Genomic DNA, 18,888 nt, shown 5'->3' with positions numbered 1-18,888 from the left:
CCGTCGTTCCCGCGAAAGCGGGAATCCAGCGTCTTTTGCAAGCCACTGGGTCCCCGCTTTCGCGGGGACGGCAGCTGTCGGCCGCTCGTCGCCATGCCATTTGGCGACATCGCGTCATCGGGGAAAACCCGATATCCACCTGGGTGCGCGGGAATGCCAGATTGGCCGGGGCCCGCGTATTGACAGAGATTTAGAGGTGATCTCAATTTTTTCTTATGAGGACCCAAGCTAAAAAATAGTTGGACGAGCCGCCCGGCGAATTTGAAGAATGCAGATGCCGGGGGACGTCCATCCATGCATGACAGGTTCCCGCAGACCGCCGCGAGTCATTCGGCTTCGCCGCGGGCAATCCGCCTGCAAGTGGGGACGCGCGCTCTGGCCCGGATCCAGCCTGTACCGACGCACCGCGACGAGACACCACGACGAGGAACGCATGGAAACGCAGATTGGCAGCATGCAGGGGGAGCAGCAGAGCCGACCGTCGACCGGCCTCTTTGCCTGGTATCGCGACATCACGCCGGGCGAGCGCCGCACGTTCTGGAGCTGCAAGGTCGGCTACGCGCTCGACGCGATGGATACGCAGTTCCTCAGCTTCGTGATTCCGACGCTGATCGCGACCTGGGGCATCACGCGCGGCGATGCGGGCTTCATCGGCACCGCCACGCTGCTGACCTCGGCCGCGGGCGGCTGGATCGCCGGCATCCTGTCCGATCGCATTGGCCGCGTGCGCACGCTGCAGCTGACCATCGTCTGGTTTGCCTTCTTCACCTTCCTGTGCGGGCTCGCGCAGAACTACGAACAGCTGCTGATCGCCCGCGCGCTGATGGGCTTCGGCTTCGGCGGCGAATGGACCGCGGGCGCGGTGCTGATGGGCGAGGCGATCCGCTCGCAGGACCGCGGCAAGGCGGTCGGCATGGTGCAGGCGGGATGGGCGCTCGGCTGGGGCATGTCGGCGCTGCTGTATGCGCTGGTGTTCAGCATCCTGCCGCCCGAGACCGCGTGGCGCGCGCTGTTCCTGATCGGCCTGCTGCCGGCGGTGTTCGTGATCTTCCTGCGGCGCCTGGTCAAGGAGCCCGAGGTCTATGCCGAGCACAAGGCCAAGGAAGCGGCCTCCGAGCAGAAGACCTCGTTTGCCGCGATCTTCTCGCCGAAGCTGCTGTCGATCACGCTGCGCGCCGCGCTGCTGACGACGGGCGCACAAGGCGGCTACTACGCGATCACGACCTGGCTGCCGACCTTCCTGAAGACCGAGCGCGGCTTGACGGTGCTCGGCACCGGCGGCTATCTGGCGATGGTGATCGTCGGCTCGTACCTGGGCTATATCACCAGCGCCTATCTGACCGACCGCATCGGCCGCAAGCGCAATTTCATGCTGTTCGCGCTGTGCTCGATGGCGATCGCGCTGATCTACACGCAGATCCCGGTCAACGACACCGTGATGCTGATGCTCGGTTTCCCGCTGGGCTTCTTCGCCTCGGGCATCTTCGCCGGCATGGGCGCCTTCCTGACCGAGCTGTTCCCGACCAGCGTGCGCGGTTCCGGCCAGGGCTTCTGCTACAACGTGGGCCGCGCCATCGGTGCGCTGTTCCCCTTCCTGATCGGCCATGTCAGCCAGACCATGCCGCTGGGACAGACGATCGGCGTGTTCGCCGCCGGCGCCTACGGCGTGCTGATCATCGCCGCGCTGACGCTGCCCGAAACGCGCGGCAAGACGCTGGAAGCATGAGGGATCGGAGAACCCATGCGCGCGGCGATAACCCTTCAGGGTCTAAGGAAAGTGGCGTATATACAACATCGTCGCGGCATCGCATCAACCGGCCGCAGGCCTTGCCGTATCGCCGTTCGCGGGCATCGCGATGGATGGCAATGCGGCCCCGCATCGCACGGTTGGAATGCGCGTTCGATGTCATGACATCTTGGCTTGCAATAATTTGGCCGGCGTCCGATGGCAACAGCAGCAGCAGCAGCAGCCACCGCTGGCGCCATCACGGTTTCGCACCACCACAGCATCGATATCGATAGCAATAGCGGCCGCGCAACGCACGGCACGCACAACACCGGGCACGCCGCACCGCGGCGCCATCCGGGTTTTCCGACGGGAATGGGTCAGCAGTATGTTGGGCTTTGCCTGAAGGCCTGGCCAGCGGGCGCGCTATGTCGCCAGCGGACCAAGCCATGGCAAGCCTTCACGCTGTCGCGTCAATGCGGCAGCCATACGCATTTGTCGGAGGCGATCGATGGAAAAAGTAGTGGAAGCCGGCCTGGGCCGCGACACCAGCCTGTCGCGGACCCTGAGAGCCGACCTGCCGCGCGCCACAAGCGACGGCACGTCGGCGCGCGGTCCACGCGGCCTGCCCCCCGTGACGGGCCCCCACGGCATCAAGGTATTCGGCGAACGGCATATCGTTCCCGTCCAGCGGCGCACGCGCCAGGGCGGCATGCCGGGGCTGGTCGAGGCCATGCTGCGCGAAAGCTCGCATGAATCGCGCACCGCGCTGATGCAGTCGGCGATCCGGGGGATCGGCTTCGACTGGCTCGGCTATGGCACCGCCACCACCGTCAGCGGGCAGGTGCAGATGCGCACCTTCCTCGATACCTACTCGCATCCGGGCTGGCGCGACTACTACCTGCGCGAGCGCTACTACGAGGTCGATCCGCGCCAGCCGCGGCCCGGCACCTTCGGCCTGCCGCTGGTGTGGGACGTCAGCGACCTGGAGCGCAGCACCTCCGGCGGCACGCAGGCGCTGCGGCTGCGCCGTTTCCTCGACGATCTGCGCGACGCCGGCATCCGCAGCGGCGTGTTCCTGAACCTGCCGATGCCGGGCACCAGCGACTTCGTCGCGATCAGCTTCGCCTCGGGCATCGAGAGCCGCCGCTGGATCGGCGACCCGGTGATCGGCCAGGCCTTGACCGTCGGCTTCGCGCTGCACGAGTTCCTGACCTGCCATGCCGATATCCCGGCGCTGGGCGGCACGCAGCGCGATGGACTCTCGGAGGTCCAGCGCGACATCCTGGCTTGTCTTGCGCAAGGGCTGTCGGACAAGCAGATCGCCAACCGCATGGAGATGTCGATCTTCAACGTCGACTACCACATGCGCCGGCTGCGCAGCCATTTCGGCGTGCGCAATCGTGTGCAGCTGGCGCATGCGGCGACGATGCAGGACCCCACCTTGATCGCCACGGCGGTGGAGAGGATGGATCGGGCGGAGAGGATGGAGCGTGGGGGCAATGGTGCCCGCGAGCGCGCCGGGGCGGGATATCGCGCGGAAGAGGCGTTGTTGGATTGCTAGGGGCGGTTGCCCTCTCCCCCCAGCCCCTCTCCCGCAAGCGGGAGAGGGGAGCGTGTCAGCGGTCGAGCAACGGCGTCGCGGTGTCCATCGCGCCAACCGGCTCCCTCTCCCGCTTGCGGGAGAGGGCTGGGGAGAGGGCAAACCACGCCAGCAAACCACAATCCCCCGGCCGCCCAACCACCCTACCCCCCCTTCGCCCACCGCATCAGATCCGCCACCCGCTCGAACAGCGAGCGGTCGATGAAGCGATCGAGCGGCACCGTCAGATAGAGCCGCTGCGCCAGGTCCGAATCGAAGGCCGACGGAATCAGGTAGTCCGCGGCCGCCTGCCGGATGCGCGCCGCGACCTGGCCGCCGCCTTTGGCGACCACCTTGGGCAGCGTACCGGGCCCGTCGTAGCGCAGCGCCACCGCGTATTGCGTGGAATAGACGACCGCGGTCGACACCCGCACCCGTTCGCCGACGCCGAAGAACGCCGCCTCGAAAAACGCCGCGCGCCGCCGTCCGGCGATCATCGGGTCGCCCTGCGTGTCCTTGTATTCGCGCCGGTATTCCTCGACGCTCATGCGCTGGCGCTTCATGAACTCGTAGCGCTCGTGCACGTAGTCGATCACCGCCATGATCAGATAGATCACCGCGGCCCAGCAGCACATCATCAGCAGGATATGGGCGATCAGCAGCAGGATCTCGGCCGGCCGCGCATAGCCGGTGCGCACGCCATCCTCGATCGCCCGCAGCGCCAGCACATAGATCAGCCCGCCCAGCAGCGCAATCTTGATCACGGTCTTCAGCAGGTTGACCAGATTGCGCACCGCGAACATCCGCTTCAGGCCCTCTGCCGGATTCAGCCGTGCCAGTTGCGGCTTGATCTGCTCGAACGCGACCAGCGGTCCGACCTGCACGAAGGCGCCGATGATGCCGCAGACCAGAGCGATCGCGGCGATCGGCAGCACGCCCATCAGCAGGAAACGCGCGCCGGCCTCGCCCAGCGCCAGCATCTGCTGGTCGGCCAGATGCTGGTCGATCGCGCCCATCGCGCTCAGCCACAGCGCCTGGAACAGCCGCACGAAATAGCGCCCGAGCAGCCATAGCGCGATCAGCACGCCAAGAAAGACGAAGGCCGACGTGACATCGCTGCTGCGCGGCACCTCGCCGCGCTTGCGCGCGTCGTCGAGCTTGCGCCGCGTCGCTTCGAGGTTCTTTTCGCTATCGGCCATGGCGTGGCCTCACTGGACGCCCGCGCGTCCGCGCAGCAGGTCGATCAGCGCGTTGTCCGGCCGCAGGAAGCCCTGCAGCGTGTCCACCATCACCGACAGCATCAGCACCAGCATCAGGAAGGCGACCGTGATCTTGACCGGCTGCGCGAACTGGAACACGTCGAACTGCGGCACGAAGCGGGCGATCAGCGCGAAGCCGAGTTCGACGATCACCAGCAGCAGCAGGATCGGCGCCGCCAGCTTGACGACCCACGAGAACATCGTGCCGGCATAGATATTCGCAAACTGGAACGACGACAGCGAGACATCGGGGCCGAAGGACATCACCGGCCAGAAGGCAAACGATTCGACGATCACGCCGGTCATCGCAAACAGGCCGCCGAACGAGGCAAACAGCGCGATACCCAGGTGGGACAACAGGTTCTCCATCGGCCCGTCCTCCTGCTGCGTCACCGGATCGAAGAAGGTCGCGTTGCCCGAGCCGGTCTGGAAGTCGATCAGCTCGCCGATCATCTGCAGCGCGACGAAGAACAGCCCGAACGCCATGCCCAGCAGCAGGCCGATGAACGCCTCCTTGAAGATCAGCAGCAGCCACAGTCCGCCCGCCACCGCGTCGATGTCGACGCGGGCGCCCGGGGAGACGAACAGCGCGATGGCCAGCACGATGCCGTTGCGCGCCACGCCGGGGATCGACTGATGGGACAGGAACGGCACCACGGTAAAGGCCGTCAGCAGCCGCGGCATCACCATCAGGATCGGCATCACGGTCTCGCGGCCCCACTGGAAAAAGATCGCCGGATCGATCATGCCTTGATGCCTGCTCCCATGCCCCGCTGCCACACGCGCAGCGCGGCCTCCTCGGCGGCCTCTTCCTCGCGGCGCTCGATGTCAGCCCTTGCCGCGGCCTGTTCGCGGCCGATCAGTTCGCGGGTGCCGGTCAGCCGAGCCTGCGCCTGTGCCCACAGCCGGCGGCTTTGCTCGAACTCGGCGCGGCGCTGGCCGGCGACATCAAGCGCCTGCGCCAGCGCGGCATTGGCGCGGGCGATGCGCGCGTCGAACGACGCCTGCCACGCCTGGGCATCGAGCAGGCCCGAGATCGCGACGCCCTCCTTCGCCGCGCTGTCGCGCAGCCGCTGCAGAAACGCCGCCCGCTCCGACAGCGCCGCGCGCACCGCGCCCTGCGCCGCCTCGGCGGCCCGCATGCCTTCGAGAAACGCATCGCGCTTGTGCCGCATCTCGCGATGGGCGTCCTCGTGGCGGCGTTCGCGCACGCGTTCGAGTTGGCGCAGCGGCACCGTGGCCGATTGCCCGTTCATCGTTTGGCCTCCTGCTGAGCGGGGGCGCGCCCTGCCGCGGCCATCGCCGCCGTCGCTGGCGTAACCGCCGGGGCCGGCGGCGTGATGGCCCGTTCCAGCGTGCGCAGCGTGGTCTCGTAGGTATCCAGCTTGCCGGCCGGTTGCGCCAGGAAGGCGCGGATCTGGCCGATCGACGCGACCGCGGCGTCGGCCACCGCATCGGCGCCGGGACGGTACTCGCCGATCTGCAGCAGCAGCTCCAGCTCGCGGTACTTGGCCAGCAGCTCGCGCAGCCGCGCTGCATGGCGCGCCTGCTGGTCGTCGACCACATGCGGCATCACGCGGCTGACGCTGGCCAGCACGTCGATGGCCGGATACTGGCCGGCGCTGGCCAGCTTGCGCGACAGCACGATATGGCCGTCGAGAATCGAGCGGACCTCTTCGGCGATCGGGTCGCTGTCGTCCTCGCCTTCGGTCAGCACCGTGTAGGCCGCCGTGATCGAGCCGCGCGCGGCGGTACCGGCGCGCTCCAGCAATTGCGGCAGCATCGAGAACACCGAGGGCGGATAGCTGCGCCGCGTCGGCGGCTCGCCGCTGGCCAGCCCGATCTCGCGCTGCGCGCGCGCCAGCCGGGTCAGCGAATCGACCAGCAGCAGCACGCGCTTGCCCTGGTCGCGGAAGTGTTCGGCGATCGCGGTCGCGGTATACGCGCACTTGACCCGCTCCATCGGCGCGCGGTCCGACGTCGCCACCACCAGCACCGTGCGGGCGAGCCCTGCATCGCCAAGGCTGTATTCGATGAATTCGCGCACCTCTCGCCCGCGCTCGCCGACCAGTGCGACCACATTGACATCGCTCTGCGCGCCGCGCGCCAGCATGCCGAGCAGCGTGCTCTTGCCCACGCCCGGCGGCGCGAAGATGCCGACGCGCTGGCCCTCGCCCAGTGTCAGCAGGCCGTCGATCGCGCGCACGCCGGTGGGCAACGGCGTGCGGATCAGCGCGCGGGTCAGCGGATCGGGCGGCTCGTTCTCGACCGGCACCTGGCTGACGCCGACCAGCGGCCCGCGGCCGTCGATCGGGCTGCCCAGCGCGTCGAGCACGCGACCCAGCAATGCGGCGCCCGCCGGGCACCGGTAGCCGTGCATCTGCGGCACGACCTCGGTCACCGCCGACACGCCGGTGGTGCGTCCGAGCGGCGTCAGCAGCGCGGTCTGCTGCTCGAAGCCGACCACCTCGGCCAGCAGCGGCGGCTCGCCCGGCGTGACCAGCTGGCAGATCTCGCCGACATGCGCCTGGATGCCGGTCGCATTGATCAGCATGCCGACCGCCTTCGACACGCGCCCGCGCATCGCCACCGGCGTGAAGTGGTCGAACGCGCGTTCGAGATCGAGCGCGGCGTGCTGCAGCGCGGCCTTCAGGTCGGATGTCGGGATCGGGTCGGCCATGGGCGTGGGTTCAGAAATGCGCTGCGAAACGGCTCAACGAACCGTCGTCCCCGCGAACGCCGGGACCCAGCGGCTTTGAAAGACGCTGGGTTCCCGCCTGCGCGGGAACGACATGGTGGTGATGGACATGTTGTCAGCGTACACACCCGCCGTCCCCGCGAACGCGGGGACCCAGTGGCTTTTGAAAGACGCTGGGTTCCTGCCTGCGCGGGAACGACTGGGGACGATGGGCATGTGGTCAGCGTACACACCCGTCGTCCCCGCGAACGCGGGGACCCAGTGCCTTTTGAAAGACGCTGGGTTCCTGCCTGCGCGGGAACGACGTGGGGATGATGGGCATGTGGTCAGCGTACACACCCGTCGTCCCCGCGAACGCGGGGACCCAGTGGCTTTTGAAAGACGCTGGGTTCCTGCCTGCGCGGGAACGACGTGGGGGTGATGGGCATGTGGTCCGCCTCGCACCGTCAACCCGCCTGCACACGGCGCGCAAACGCTTCGAGCTGGGCCTGCAGCCCCACCTCCATCGTGCCGGACGGCGTCAGGATGCGGCAGGCATCGGGCTCCAGGCTGGGCTCGACCACGACGTTGGCGCGGCGCGGCCAGTCCAGCGTCTCGGCCATCGCGTCGAGCAGATTGCGCACCGCCTGCTCGCGGCCGAGCGGGATCTGGATCGTGATGAAGGGCTCGCTGCGGACCAGCACGTCGATCCGCTGCAGCGCGACCTCGAGGATGATGTCCGGATCGAGCTCGCCGGCGATCTGCTGGACCGCCTTCATCACGATATTGGCCATGGTCCGCCGCATCGCGCCGAGCTGGCGCTCCGCCTCGGCGGCGGCGCTGACCTGCGCGGCCGCGTGCTCGGCTTGGGCCTTGGCCCAGCCTTCGCGGTAGCCGTGCTGGCGCCGCTGCTCGGCGTCGCGCTGCGCGTCGGTGGTGATGCGATGCGCCTCGCGGCGGGCGGCCTCGATGACCTCGGCCGCGTCCATCAGCGCCGCGTACTCCGCCTCCTTCAGGACCTTGCGCTCGGACAGCAGCTGCAGGTTCTCGCTGGTGATCAGAAAAGCCAGTGCCATGTCGGAAACCGTTCTGGAATCAGATTGAGCAGAAGCAGCTCGCGCAGCTGCGCGGCCTGCGGGCGGCTCAGCGCCGGCACCGGCAGCGCGGCCAGCCGGCGCGGGAACTTGCGCCGCACCGCGGTGACCAGCGCCGATGGGGCATCGCCCTGTGCCGTGCCGCCCGAGGGCGGCAACGTCTGCACCAGGCCGCACAGCAGCCGGTAGCCGCGTTCGGCCATCACGCGGGCGGCCGACGATGGCCGCGCGCGGATCGGATCGAGATTCATCGGCAGGTCCGGCAGGTCGGGCACGCGCTTCAGGATGAAGGCCACCGCCTGCGGGTCGAAGCGCCGCGCGGCGCGCCGCAGCCGGTACGGCACCGTGCCGATCAGCGGCTGCGCCAGCGCCCCCAGCCTGCCGTCGAGCTGCTGCGCGAGGCGGCTGCGCTCGCTGGCGAAGCCGGGCTTGTGTACGGCCATGCCGCACCAGACCGCCAGCAGCCGCAGCGCGCTGCGATCGAGCAGCACCAGCCGCGCCAGCGGGTCGCCACGCCCGTCGAGCAAGGCCTGCAGCAACCGCGCGCGCGCCGGTTCGTCGCCGCCGCCGAGCGCCAGCGGCCCTGCCAATACCTGCGCCGCGGCCGGGCCGAAGCGGTCAGCCTTGCGCAGCGGCAGCGGCCATTCGCGCGGCAGCCAGCTCGGATGCTGATGCGCGAGCGGGCGCTGCGCGAAATCGGCGACCGCGCGGGCCAGCGCAAGCGACGGCACATGCGAGGACGCATGCGCGCCATGCGGCAGACCCGGCGCGGCCAGCGCGACCATCAGGCACGGCTCCTCGTCGACGGACGGGCGCCAAGGCGGCCGAACGCCTGCCGCAGGCCACCGCGCTTCCACGCCAGCACGCCGAGGCCGGCGAGCGCCAGCGCGGCGATCACCGCCCCCGCGATCGCCGCGAAGCGGCCGACCGGGAAGCCGTGGCTGGCCGGCGCACGGGCGACCGGCCCGATGGGCGTAAACGGCCGCGCCTCGACCAGCGACAGCGAGACCTTGTCGTGGGTCACGCCCTCGATGCTGTGGGCGACCATGTCCTTGACCGTCGGCACCAGCAGCCGCAGGTCGGTATCGGGACGATGCTTGATGAAGACCGCCGCCGACGACGGCCGGATCTTGTCCGACAGCGGATCGGTAGCCGGGATCACCACGTGCACCCGCGCGGTCACCACGCCGTCGATGTTGCGCAGCGTTTCGGACAGCTCCTGCGACAGCGCGAAGATATAGCGCATGCGCTCTTCGGTCGGCGTCGCCACCAGTCCCTGCTTCTGGAATACCTGGCCCAGCGACGAAAAGCGCTCGCCGGGCAGCCCTTCGCTGCGCAGGATTTCCAGCGCGGCGGGCAGCTGCGCCTCGTCGACGCGCACGCTCCAGCCGGTCTCGCCGGCGCGGACCTTGTCGGCATCGATGCCTTCGGCGGTCAGCACCGCCAGCATCTGGTTGGCCTCGGCCTCGTTCAGCGAGGCATACAGGTCGACGCGGCAGGCGGCCAGCAACAGCGCCAGCGTCAGCGGAGCAATACGGACGAGACGGGACAGCCGGAGCCGGCGCGTGGCCAGCATGGCCGAAGCCGCAGAGATCGGCGTCATTGCTGGTTCTTGAGCAGGCTGTTGAACAGATTGGTGCCCGCGCTGCCGATGCTCGACGTGACATGGATCGACGAGAACAGCTCGAGCGATTCGGTCTGCAGCATCATGGCCTGATACACCACGTCACTGGTGCTGCCCTGCTGGATCGCGGTGAACATGCTCTCGCGCATCTCATCGAGCCGCGCGGCCTGGCGTGCCGCCTCCTCGCCCGCCGACACATAGGTGGTGCGGATCGCGGCGCCGAGCGAGGACGTGCTCGGCTCGCTGGCGGTGGTGCCGCCGGCGGCGCCATGCTGCACCATCTCGGCGAAGGTGCGCGCGTCGGCCGGATCGGCGGCCTGGTTGGCCTGCGGCGCCTGCTGGTGCGCGGACACGGTAGCCGTATCGGCAACGGCGCCTTGGGCGGCGATCGCGGTGGGATCCATCGCTGTTCTCCTCGACTGAAATCAGGGACAAGCGGGTCAGGGTGCGCGGCGCGCCGGACCGGCGCCGTGGCCGTCCGGCGACGCGCGCGACCCCGCCGCCGTCAGTTGGTCCTCGACGTCTGCTTGACGTCCTGCATCGCGCCCTGGACCAGGTTGGCCTTCTGCGTGTTGTGCGCCATTTCGCTGCTGACCACGGCGTTCTGACGGGTCAGCGTGTCCTGCAGGGCCATGATGTTCACCGAGAACTCCTGGGCCTTCTGCTGGATTTCCTGCATCTTGGCGTTCAGATCGACTTCACCAGCCATTTCCATCTCCTTCGTCAAGTGGTACTCAAGTGGTACTGCCAAACACTCCGCATCGGCGATGCGGAACCGATCTGCCGCGGCGCTCATCCGGGGCGCCGCGGCGGATTCCATCGACCATCCCGTCATTCCCGCGAAAGCGGGAATCCAGCGGCTTGAACTTCCGCTGAAAGTCGCTGGGTCCCCGCGTTCGCGGGGACGACATGGGCCCGATCAGCGGGCCGAGGGCGGCGGCTCGCCGCCCTTGCCTTCCTTCAGCACCAGCCCGTCCGCTTCGATCTTCTCGATCTCGGCGCCGTTCTTCAGCACCGCCCCTTCGAAATACCGGCTGCCGTTGGCCAGCTGCACATAGCGCGTGCCATCGCCGTTGTCGGTGATGCTGACCACCCGCGCCGGAAACACGCCCTGCCAGTTGTCCCAGCGGCCCTCGCGCAGATGGCGCCGGCGGCTGTCCGCGGTCTCGCGATAGTCGATGCGATCGGACACCAGCACGCCGGGGTGCAGGTCCTCGATCACGCGCTTGACCTTGTCGCGGCCGGCCACCGGGTCGGCCGTGCCGGTCAGCACCACGCGGCCGTTGCCCTGATAGGCGATGCCCACGCCCGGCTCGTCGACGTAGCGCTGGATGTGTTCGATGATGTCGTCGGCGGAGCGGACCTGCTGCTGCACGCCACGGCCGAACGGCGCCAGCGCCTGGGCGATGCGTTGGCGGTCGACGCGCGAATTGACGAAGCCGCGCACGGTAACGGCGCCATTGGGCAGCGACACCACCTCGAGTTCCGGATAGCTCGCGACCGTTTGGCGTACCTCGGCCGGGTCCACCTGCGCGGTACGCGCAAACCCGCCGTCCTGCGACAGCGTGGCGGCCAGCCAGCCGGCGCCGATCAGCAGCGCCACCACCAGCACGCCGATGCCGCCCAGCACCCAGCGGCTGGACTGGCGCACCGGTTCGTCGCTGTCGGCGCGCGCGGCGCGGCGGCCCGATTCGGCCCAGGCGAACAGCGTGTCGGTGGTCTCGGATGCGGCCGGGGCGGCGCGCAGCAGTTCCATGTCGAGCGAGCCCACCGTCAGGATGTCGCCGCCGGCCAGTGCGATCACGCGCTGCGTGGTGTCGCGGCCGTTGACCTTGACCTGCGCCTCGCCGATGCGCTCGGCCGACACCGCCAGCTCGCCGACGTTCAGCACCAGATGGCGCGGCTGCACGTCGTCCCCGGGCACGCTGATGTCGACGTCGCTGGCGGCGCCCAGCACATTGGCGCCGCGCCGCAGCGAGATCACGCGGCCGTAGACGGCGCCGCCCAGCAGCCGCAGCGTCCAGCCGGCCGCGCCGTCCTCCTGGCGCGGCGGGTCGGCAAGCGGATCGGCGTGGGGATCGGCGTACGGATCGGCGTACGGATCGGCGTGCAGCGCGGCCATCAGCTCATCCCCGGCATCACCAGACGCGGTGTCAGCAGGTAGAAGCGTTCCATGTTGGCCTGGCGCTTCTCCTGGTACTTGAACAGGTTGCCGATGATCGGCACGTCCTGCAGGAACGGCACGCCCGACGATGCGCGCAGCTTCTCTTCCACCGTGTAGCCCGCGATCAGCAGGCTCTTGCCCTCGTCGACCATCGCCTGCGTGGTGATCGAGCGGCGCCGCACGATCGGGATGTTGTCGACGGTCTCGCCGGACAGGTCGCCATCGGCGATATCGATGCTCAGCATCACCGCGCGTCCTTCCCGCTCGTCGATCACCAGCGGCGTCACGCGCACCGCGGTGCCGGCGACCACGTTGAACAGGCCGGCGTCCTGGAAGCCGTCGACACGCACATAGAACTCGCGCATGTTCTCCAGCGCGGCCTCGGTGTTGTCGAGCGTCAGCACCTTCGGCCGCGCGACGAAGTTGGCCTGGCCGCGCTCGGCCAGCGCCTTGACGCGGGTCAGCAGGTAGCGCGTGACGTCGTTGCCGATCGCGCCGGTGAACTGCAGGCCCGAGCCGGCGGTATTGCCAGTGGTGCCGCCCTCCGAGCGCGCATTGCCGAAGGTCAGCGGCGAGCCGCCGCCACCGCCGAGCTGCAGGTCGACGTGGCGCGTGTGCAGGCGCCAGTCGACGCCCAGGCTGTCCAGGTTCTCCTGGCTGATGTCCATGATCGTGACTTCGATCTCGATCAGCCGTGGCTTGATGTCGAGCGACGAGATCAGCCGCTGGTACTGCGCCATCCGTTCCGGCACGTCGCGCACGATCACGGCATTCAGCCGCGTATCGGCCTGGAACTGCGGCAGGCCGCCGAAGCCCCAGTTGCCGAAGCCGGGCTGGCCGATGCCGGTGGAGCCGTCGTTCATCGACTCCAGCACCTGGCGCGGATTGGCCTGCGGCAGCGTCATGTTGTTGGCGCCGCCGCTGCGCAGCTCGGCCATGCGGCTGGCGCCGCGGCTCGGCCCCATGCTGACCGGCGTGGTCGCCGTGCCGGCGCGCTGGCGCCCGTACAGGCTGCGCAGCACCGTGACGACGCCCGGCACCGTGATGTCCTTGCCAGAGCGGTTGATGCGGAAGTCCGAGGCCCACGAGTACTTCAGCGGGAAGATCTGCACCTCGGCGCGGTCGTCGTTGACAGCGCGATCGTCGAAGGCGCGCACCGCCGAACGCACGGTCTCGACGTAGCGCTTCGGCCCCGACACCATCACGGTGCCGTCGTCGTCGTTGATCGTGATCGGATAGCGCGAGTCGATGACCTGCATGTGTTCGAGCGCATCGTTCAGCCGGTCCCCTGCCCCGCGCGCGAATGGAATGACCTCGCTGCGCGCCTCGCCGGCCGGCTCGATATAGAGCAGCGAGCCGTCGTAGTAGTAGGTCAGGCCATAGCTGGCGCAGACGCTGCGCAGGATCGACAGCGGCGAATCGGAGAAGCGGCCGCTGATGGTGCCGTCCACGCGCGAGTCGACCACCGCGGTGGTGCCCTGCGTCGACGCCAGCTCGCGCAGGAAGTCCGCCACGCGCTTCTCGCTGGCCGAGATCTGGAACGGCTTGCCGGGCCAGTTCAGGTCGGCGGCATGCAGCGGCGCGATGGCGCCGAGAAACAGGGCCAGCAGCAGCGCGACTGCCGCAAGAACCCTTGTCGTCCCCACGCGCCCCGTCGTCCCCGCACGCCCCGTCGTCCCCTCGCGCCCCGTCCTCCCCGTGCGTCCCGTCGTCCCCGCGTAGGCGGGGACCCAGCGGCTTTGACTTTGCGATGTCGCATGGCGAAAGCCACTGGGTCCCCGCATGCGCGGGGACGACGAAGCGGTGGCGGCTTGTGGCACGCGCGGCGCGTTATCTGTCGACGGACGGCCCTGCATTGCGCCCGCCATGGCCAGACATCGAGGTCCGAACCGTTCGCTTGTCAACATATCCTCCCCGGTTTTCCACTGCGTAATTGTTCGTAACTGTCGTGCGCGTCTTGTCGCCGATCCTGTCGCCGAATCTGTCATCGAATCTGTCGTTACAAGAACGTCAGCATCGTCTGGATCGCCCGCTGCGAGAACCGCATCACCTCGCCGCCAAGCCAGCCGCCCAGCAGCACCAGCGACACCAGCACCGCGATCAGCCGCGCCGAGGTGCCGATGCTCTGGTCCTGGATCTGGGTGACCGCCTGCAGCACCGCCACCACCAGCGCCACCACGGTGCCGATCAGCACCACGGGAAGCGTCACCCACAGCACCACCAGCAGCGCCTCGCGCGTGATATCGAGAATGGTGTCGGCGCCCATCTCTCACTCGACCTCGGGATTGCGGATCCAGCCGACCGGCACCAGCCGCACGTCCTCGTCGACTTCCTGGTAGGACAGCACCGGCAGGCGCGGCGCCACCGGCTCGATCAGCCGCTTGATGTAGCGGCGCACGTCGACGCTGACCACCACCACCACGCGCGCGGCGTTGGCCTTTTCCAGCAGCTGGCGCAGCTGCTCGCGGATCTCGCGGGTGACGTCGTGGCTCAGCAGCAGCAGGTTGCCGCGCGCGGCCTTTTCGATCGCGCCCTGCACGCGTTGCTCCAACGCGGGCTCGAACAGCACCGCGTCGATCGCGCGTTCGCCGCCGACATGGCGGCTGGTGATCAGCCGGCCAAGATCGACGCGGACCAGTTCAGTCAGCGCAATCGCATCGGTTTCCTTGGGTGCCCAGGTCACCAGGCTCTCGAAGATCGTGCGCAGGTTGCGGATGGGCACGTCTTCCTGCAGCAGGCGGCGCAGCACCTCGGTGACGCGCTGCAGCGGCACCACGCGGGCCAGCTCCATCACCAGGTCCGGCGCCTCGGCCTGCACCACGTGCATCATCTCCTGCACGTCCTGGATGCCGAGCAGCGGCGCGGCATGCTGCTTGATCACCGCGCCGACATGGACGGCCAGCACTTCCTCGCACGACAGCGTGCGCGGCGCCCCCGGGGCCCGCGCGTCGCCGATGGCTTCGCGGCCGGCGCGGCCGGTCGGCTTGTCCTGCGGAATCCATACCGCCTCGGCGAACGGCCCGAACGGTGCACCGACCACGGCGCGGCCCTGGTCCACCAGTGCGCGCGAGCCCGGTTCGACCAGCTCCATGCCGGGCCGCAGCGCGCCGCGCGAGGCCACCACGTCCTGCACGCGGATCGCGTAGGTATCCGCCTCGCCCAGCGGGCGGTATTCGATGCGCAGCCGCGGGAAGACCATGCCCAGGTCCGACTCGACCTGCCCCTTGGCGATCGTCATGCGCTGCTCGAACTGGCGCATGTCCAGGCGGTCGCGCAGCGTCGGGTCCAGGTCGAGCGCCAGCGCGGGCGCCACGGCCGAACGCGTGTCGTCCGACTTGCGCTCGTCCGGCATCTCGATCCAGGTGACCGTGCCGGCGGTACGCTGGCCCCGCCGCATCAGCCAGTAGCCGCAGCCGGCCACCACCAGCGCCATCGAGGCGAACGTCCATTTGGGGAAGCCGGGCACCACCAGGAACACGGCGATCGCCACGCCCGACACCAGCAGCGCCTTCGGCTGGGCCAGCAGCTGGCGGCCGATCACGGTGCCGAGGTTGGCGGCGCGGCTGTCGCTGTCGTCCGACGACACACGGGTGATCACCACGCCGGCGGCGATCGACACCAGCAGAGACGGAATCTGCGAGACCATGCCGTCGCCGATGGTCAGGATCGCGTAGCGCTGCAGCGCGTCGCCGATGCTCATGTCCTTCATCAGCGTGCCGATCGTGATGCCGGCCAGGATATTGACCAGCGCGATGACGACGCCCGCGATCGCATCGCCCTTGACGAACTTCATCGCACCGTCCATCGCGCCGTGCAGCTGGCATTCCTGCTCCAGCTCGCGGCGCCGCTCCTGCGCCTGGGCGGCGCTGATGGTGCCGGCACGGACATCGGCGTCGATGCTCATCTGCTTGCCGGGCATCGCGTCCAGCGCGAACCGCGCGCCGACCTCGGCCACGCGCTCCGAGCCCTTGGCGATCACGATGAACTGCACGATCGCGATGATCAGGAACACCACGCCGCCGACCACGACGTTGTTGCCGACGATCAGCTTGCCGAACGTCTCGATGATGTGGCCCGCGTTGGCGTGCAACAGGATCAGCTTGGTCGACGCGATATTGAGCGACAGCCGCAGCAGCGTGGTGAACAGCAGCAGCGAGGGGAAGGTCGACAGCGACAGCGCCGACGGAATATAGGTGGCGACGATCAGCAGCGTCAGGCTGATGCCGAGATTGATCGTCAGCATCAGGTCCAGCAGGAAGGTCGGCAGCGGCAGCACGAACAACGCGATCACCGCGAACAGCAGCAGCGTCAGCGCGATGTCGGACTGGCGCGAGGCCGCCGCAGCCATCTGCTGCAGGCCCGGCGTGGGGCCGATCCCCTTGGTGAATCCCGACAGTTTTGCCATGACGCGATATGTGGGCTGCTTTTGGGCTGCTTTTGGGCTGCTTACGGGTTGCTTATGGGCTTGTGGCCCGCGGCGATGCTTCGATTGGCCGTTCACACCGGGTGGGCCACCCTGACACCGAAGCCACGGCCAAGCCGAGCCATGCCGCCGCGGCGCCCCCTGGCGAACGGTGAGCGCAGTGTATGGCGGCTGCGCCACGCGACCAATACCGAGGATTCGTAGCAGCGGGGCTGCCGAAGGCGTCCCGGGGGCGGTCCCTACCAAGGCTCGTAGTGGACGGCGCTGCACCTGCTTCCGTATCGTTCTCCCGTCGCGCATCTGTGCGCAGTTGCGACATTTGCGTGCATTTGCGTACCTCGTATTTCGGTCCCCGGCTCAGGCCGCTGCGGGCTTTGTCGCCGCCGCGGGCCTTGCCATGCCTCTGCCATCCATGACGTCATCCGTTGCGCTCAGCGAACCCCCAGCGTCGGCAGGCCCCTTGTCAGCGGGCCGCGGGGGACCGGCGCGTGCGCGCGTTCGGCTGCATCGCCCGGGATCCGGCGAGGCTGCGATCCGTGAGCTGGACGCCGCGCCCGAGCTGCCGCACGTCGAAGCCGATATCGCGGCGCTGTCCAATCGCCTGCTGTGCCGGACCGGGCCGTTGCGGCTGCGCGCGGCGGGCGTCGACTGGCTGCTGCGTTTCGAGCCGCAGCAGAGCCCCTCATCAAGCTCGGCCCACCGCAACGCCTACGCCTTCACGCTCGGCGAAACGCGCGGGCAGCTGCTGATCGATGTCCCGAGCGAACGCCGCCTGCTAGGCGTGGACGGCGCAGCGGAGACCTTGCCGGCCCTGCTGCGGCAAGCGTTGATGGCCGATGCGCTGGCCCAGGTCGCAGAGGCGGTGGCCGCCGCATCGCGGCAGCCGTTCGCCTGGCAAGGGGATGGCGCCGGCCAGCGCACGGGCGCGCCCCGCTTCGGGCTGACGCTGCGACGGATCGCCGATGGCGACGATGGCGGCGATGGCGGTGGTACCGCGACCGACAGCGAGACGCTGCACGCGACCCTGCAGCTGGACGAGCCCGAGCGCCTCGCCACGCTGCCGCTGCGGCAGCGCGCGCCCGATGCCGGGCTGCCGCCGTGGCTGGCGCAATTGCGGGTGCCGCTGGCCGTGCGCATCGGCACCACCGCCATCGCGGTCGGGGAGATGCGCGACATCCGTCCCGGCGACATCGTCGGCATCGAACAGTGGCAGACGCATGGCGGCGCGCTGGCCGTCCATTGCACCACCGGTGCAGCGGGACTGGGCTGGCCCGCGCTGGCCGAGGGGCGCCGCATCACGATTCAACGCCCGACCGGCGCCCCCGCCGCGCCGTCGGCTCATGGAGACAGCATGGAAGACCGCAACAACGGGCAGCGTGAATTGCCGCATCCGGACGCCGCGCCGGCCGCGCTCGATCGGCTGGAAGAGCTGGAGGTGTCGCTGCGCTTCGAGGTCGGCGATGTCTCGCTCGCGCTGGCCGACCTGCGCGAGGTGCGGCCCGGCTATGTATTCGAGCTGCCCCAGCCGCTGAAACAGAGCGAGGTGCGCATCGTCGCCGGCGGCCGCATCCTGGGCACCGGCACGCTGATCGCGGTGGGCAACCGGCTCGGCGTGCGCGTGTCGAGCTTCGCCGCGGGCGACGCATGAGCGGGAATCTGTACAACCCGGTACTGATCCTCACCGTCATCCTGGCGTTCGGCATTGCGCCGTTCGTCGCGCTGATGGTGACCAGCTATACCAAGCTGGTGATCGTGTTCGGGTTGCTGCGCGCCGCGCTGGGGCTGCAGCAGGTGCCGCCCAATATGGTGCTGAACGGCATCGCGATCATCCTGACCGCCTACATCATGGCGCCGATCGGCGCCGACGCCTTCGACGCGATCGAGCGGCGCGCACAGAGCAATGCGCCGTTCAACGTGGGGGATGTGGTGACCGTCTACGACTCGGTCAGCGGGCCGCTGAAGGAATTTCTGATCAAGCACACCGAGGAACGTAACCGCACCTTCTTCGTGCAGTCGGCCAAGCGGATCTGGCCCGAGGGCCGTGCCGACGATCTGCAGCCGGACGACATGATGGTGCTGATCCCGAGCTTCACGCTGTCGGAGCTGACGCGCGCGTTCCAGATCGGCTTCATCATCTATCTGGTCTTCGTCGTGGTCGACCTGATCGTCGCCGCGATCCTGCTGGCGCTGGGCATGTCGATGATCGCGCCCACGACGATCTCGGTGCCGTTCAAGCTGCTGCTGTTCGTGATGCTCGAGGGCTGGACGCAGCTGATCCAGGGGCTGGTGCTGTCGTACCGGTAGGTTGCTCCGGCCGGTGCGGCCGGTCCGGCCGCGGC

17 protein-coding genes are annotated in these 18,888 nt (G+C 68.9%); 4 read left to right on the top strand and 13 right to left on the bottom strand.

What is annotated here, in order from left to right; genetic code table 11:
- The first annotated feature begins 433 nt into the window (after window positions 1-433).
- Both M1D55_RS04270 and M1D55_RS04265 read left to right on the top strand, forming a co-directional pair.
- Entirely contained in the window at window positions 434-1,726 is a 1,293-nt protein-coding gene (locus M1D55_RS04270; RefSeq protein ID WP_023264457.1) for an MFS transporter, read from the top strand.
- A gap of 511 nt (window positions 1,727-2,237) precedes the next feature.
- Entirely contained in the window at window positions 2,238-3,290 is a 1,053-nt protein-coding gene (locus M1D55_RS04265) for a helix-turn-helix transcriptional regulator (RefSeq protein ID WP_232206382.1), read from the top strand.
- A gap of 182 nt (window positions 3,291-3,472) precedes the next feature.
- Here M1D55_RS04265 and M1D55_RS04260 read toward each other — a convergent pair whose 3' ends face one another.
- The 13 genes from M1D55_RS04260 to sctV form a co-directional block, all read right to left on the bottom strand.
- Complete coding sequence (locus M1D55_RS04260) at window positions 3,473-4,507, bottom strand: EscU/YscU/HrcU family type III secretion system export apparatus switch protein (RefSeq protein WP_064575414.1); 1,035 nt, start codon at window positions 4,505-4,507, stop codon at window positions 3,473-3,475.
- 9 nt (window positions 4,508-4,516) lie between these two features.
- Complete coding sequence (sctT, locus tag M1D55_RS04255) at window positions 4,517-5,314, bottom strand: type III secretion system export apparatus subunit SctT (RefSeq protein ID WP_043439419.1); 798 nt, start codon at window positions 5,312-5,314, stop codon at window positions 4,517-4,519.
- Entirely contained in the window at window positions 5,311-5,823 is a 513-nt protein-coding gene (locus tag M1D55_RS04250) for a type III secretion protein HrpD (protein ID WP_456281218.1), read from the bottom strand. Before M1D55_RS04250 ends, sctT begins: the two co-directional genes overlap by 4 nt.
- Window positions 5,820-7,247, bottom strand: coding sequence for a FliI/YscN family ATPase (locus M1D55_RS04245; protein WP_082928462.1), 1,428 nt, complete (start codon window positions 7,245-7,247; stop codon window positions 5,820-5,822). Before M1D55_RS04245 ends, M1D55_RS04250 begins: the two co-directional genes overlap by 4 nt.
- A gap of 464 nt (window positions 7,248-7,711) precedes the next feature.
- Entirely contained in the window at window positions 7,712-8,320 is a 609-nt protein-coding gene (gene sctL / locus M1D55_RS04240; RefSeq protein ID WP_023264256.1) for a type III secretion system stator protein SctL, read from the bottom strand.
- Window positions 8,302-9,123 carry a type III secretion system protein SctK gene (locus M1D55_RS04235; protein WP_456281217.1) on the bottom strand — a complete coding sequence of 274 codons (822 nt, stop codon included), beginning with the start codon at window positions 9,121-9,123 and terminating at the stop codon, window positions 8,302-8,304. Before M1D55_RS04235 ends, sctL begins: the two co-directional genes overlap by 19 nt.
- Window positions 9,123-9,941, bottom strand: coding sequence for a type III secretion system inner membrane ring lipoprotein SctJ (gene sctJ, locus M1D55_RS04230; RefSeq protein WP_456281216.1), 819 nt, complete (start codon window positions 9,939-9,941; stop codon window positions 9,123-9,125). Before sctJ ends, M1D55_RS04235 begins: the two co-directional genes overlap by 1 nt.
- Window positions 9,938-10,366, bottom strand: coding sequence for a hypothetical protein (locus tag M1D55_RS04225; protein WP_006580118.1), 429 nt, complete (start codon window positions 10,364-10,366; stop codon window positions 9,938-9,940). The genes sctJ and M1D55_RS04225 overlap by 4 nt, the downstream gene beginning before the upstream one ends.
- A 101-nt stretch (window positions 10,367-10,467) precedes the next feature.
- Complete coding sequence (locus M1D55_RS04220; RefSeq protein ID WP_006580119.1) at window positions 10,468-10,671, bottom strand: hypothetical protein; 204 nt, start codon at window positions 10,669-10,671, stop codon at window positions 10,468-10,470.
- 210 nt (window positions 10,672-10,881) lie between these two features.
- Window positions 10,882-12,084 carry an FHA domain-containing protein gene (locus M1D55_RS04215; protein ID WP_456281215.1) on the bottom strand — a complete coding sequence of 401 codons (1,203 nt, stop codon included), beginning with the start codon at window positions 12,082-12,084 and terminating at the stop codon, window positions 10,882-10,884.
- Entirely contained in the window at window positions 12,084-13,772 is a 1,689-nt protein-coding gene (sctC, locus tag M1D55_RS04210) for a type III secretion system outer membrane ring subunit SctC (RefSeq protein ID WP_231906386.1), read from the bottom strand. Before sctC ends, M1D55_RS04215 begins: the two co-directional genes overlap by 1 nt.
- Before the next feature lie 353 nt (window positions 13,773-14,125).
- Window positions 14,126-14,392: a flagellar biosynthetic protein FliQ gene (locus tag M1D55_RS04205; protein WP_006580269.1), complete on the bottom strand. Its 267-nt coding sequence runs from the start codon at window positions 14,390-14,392 to the stop codon at window positions 14,126-14,128.
- Window positions 14,393-14,395: 3 nt separating this feature from the next.
- Window positions 14,396-16,531, bottom strand: a complete 2,136-nt coding sequence (sctV, locus tag M1D55_RS04200) for a type III secretion system export apparatus subunit SctV (protein WP_456281214.1) — start codon at window positions 16,529-16,531, stop codon at window positions 14,396-14,398.
- Window positions 16,532-17,009: 478 nt separating this feature from the next.
- Here sctV and sctQ point away from each other — a divergent pair, with 478 nt between their 5' ends.
- Both sctQ and sctR read left to right on the top strand, forming a co-directional pair.
- Entirely contained in the window at window positions 17,010-18,197 is a 1,188-nt protein-coding gene (sctQ, locus tag M1D55_RS04195; protein WP_456281213.1) for a type III secretion system cytoplasmic ring protein SctQ, read from the top strand.
- Window positions 18,194-18,853, top strand: coding sequence for a type III secretion system export apparatus subunit SctR (sctR, locus tag M1D55_RS04190; RefSeq protein WP_006576043.1), 660 nt, complete (start codon window positions 18,194-18,196; stop codon window positions 18,851-18,853). The genes sctQ and sctR overlap by 4 nt, the downstream gene beginning before the upstream one ends.
- Window positions 18,854-18,888 lie beyond the last annotated feature (35 nt).

It is taken from the genome of Cupriavidus sp. JZ107 (assembly GCF_053903255.1).
The sequence above is the reverse complement of the archived record's forward strand: the minus strand, read 5'-3'. Positions and strand labels throughout refer to the sequence as shown.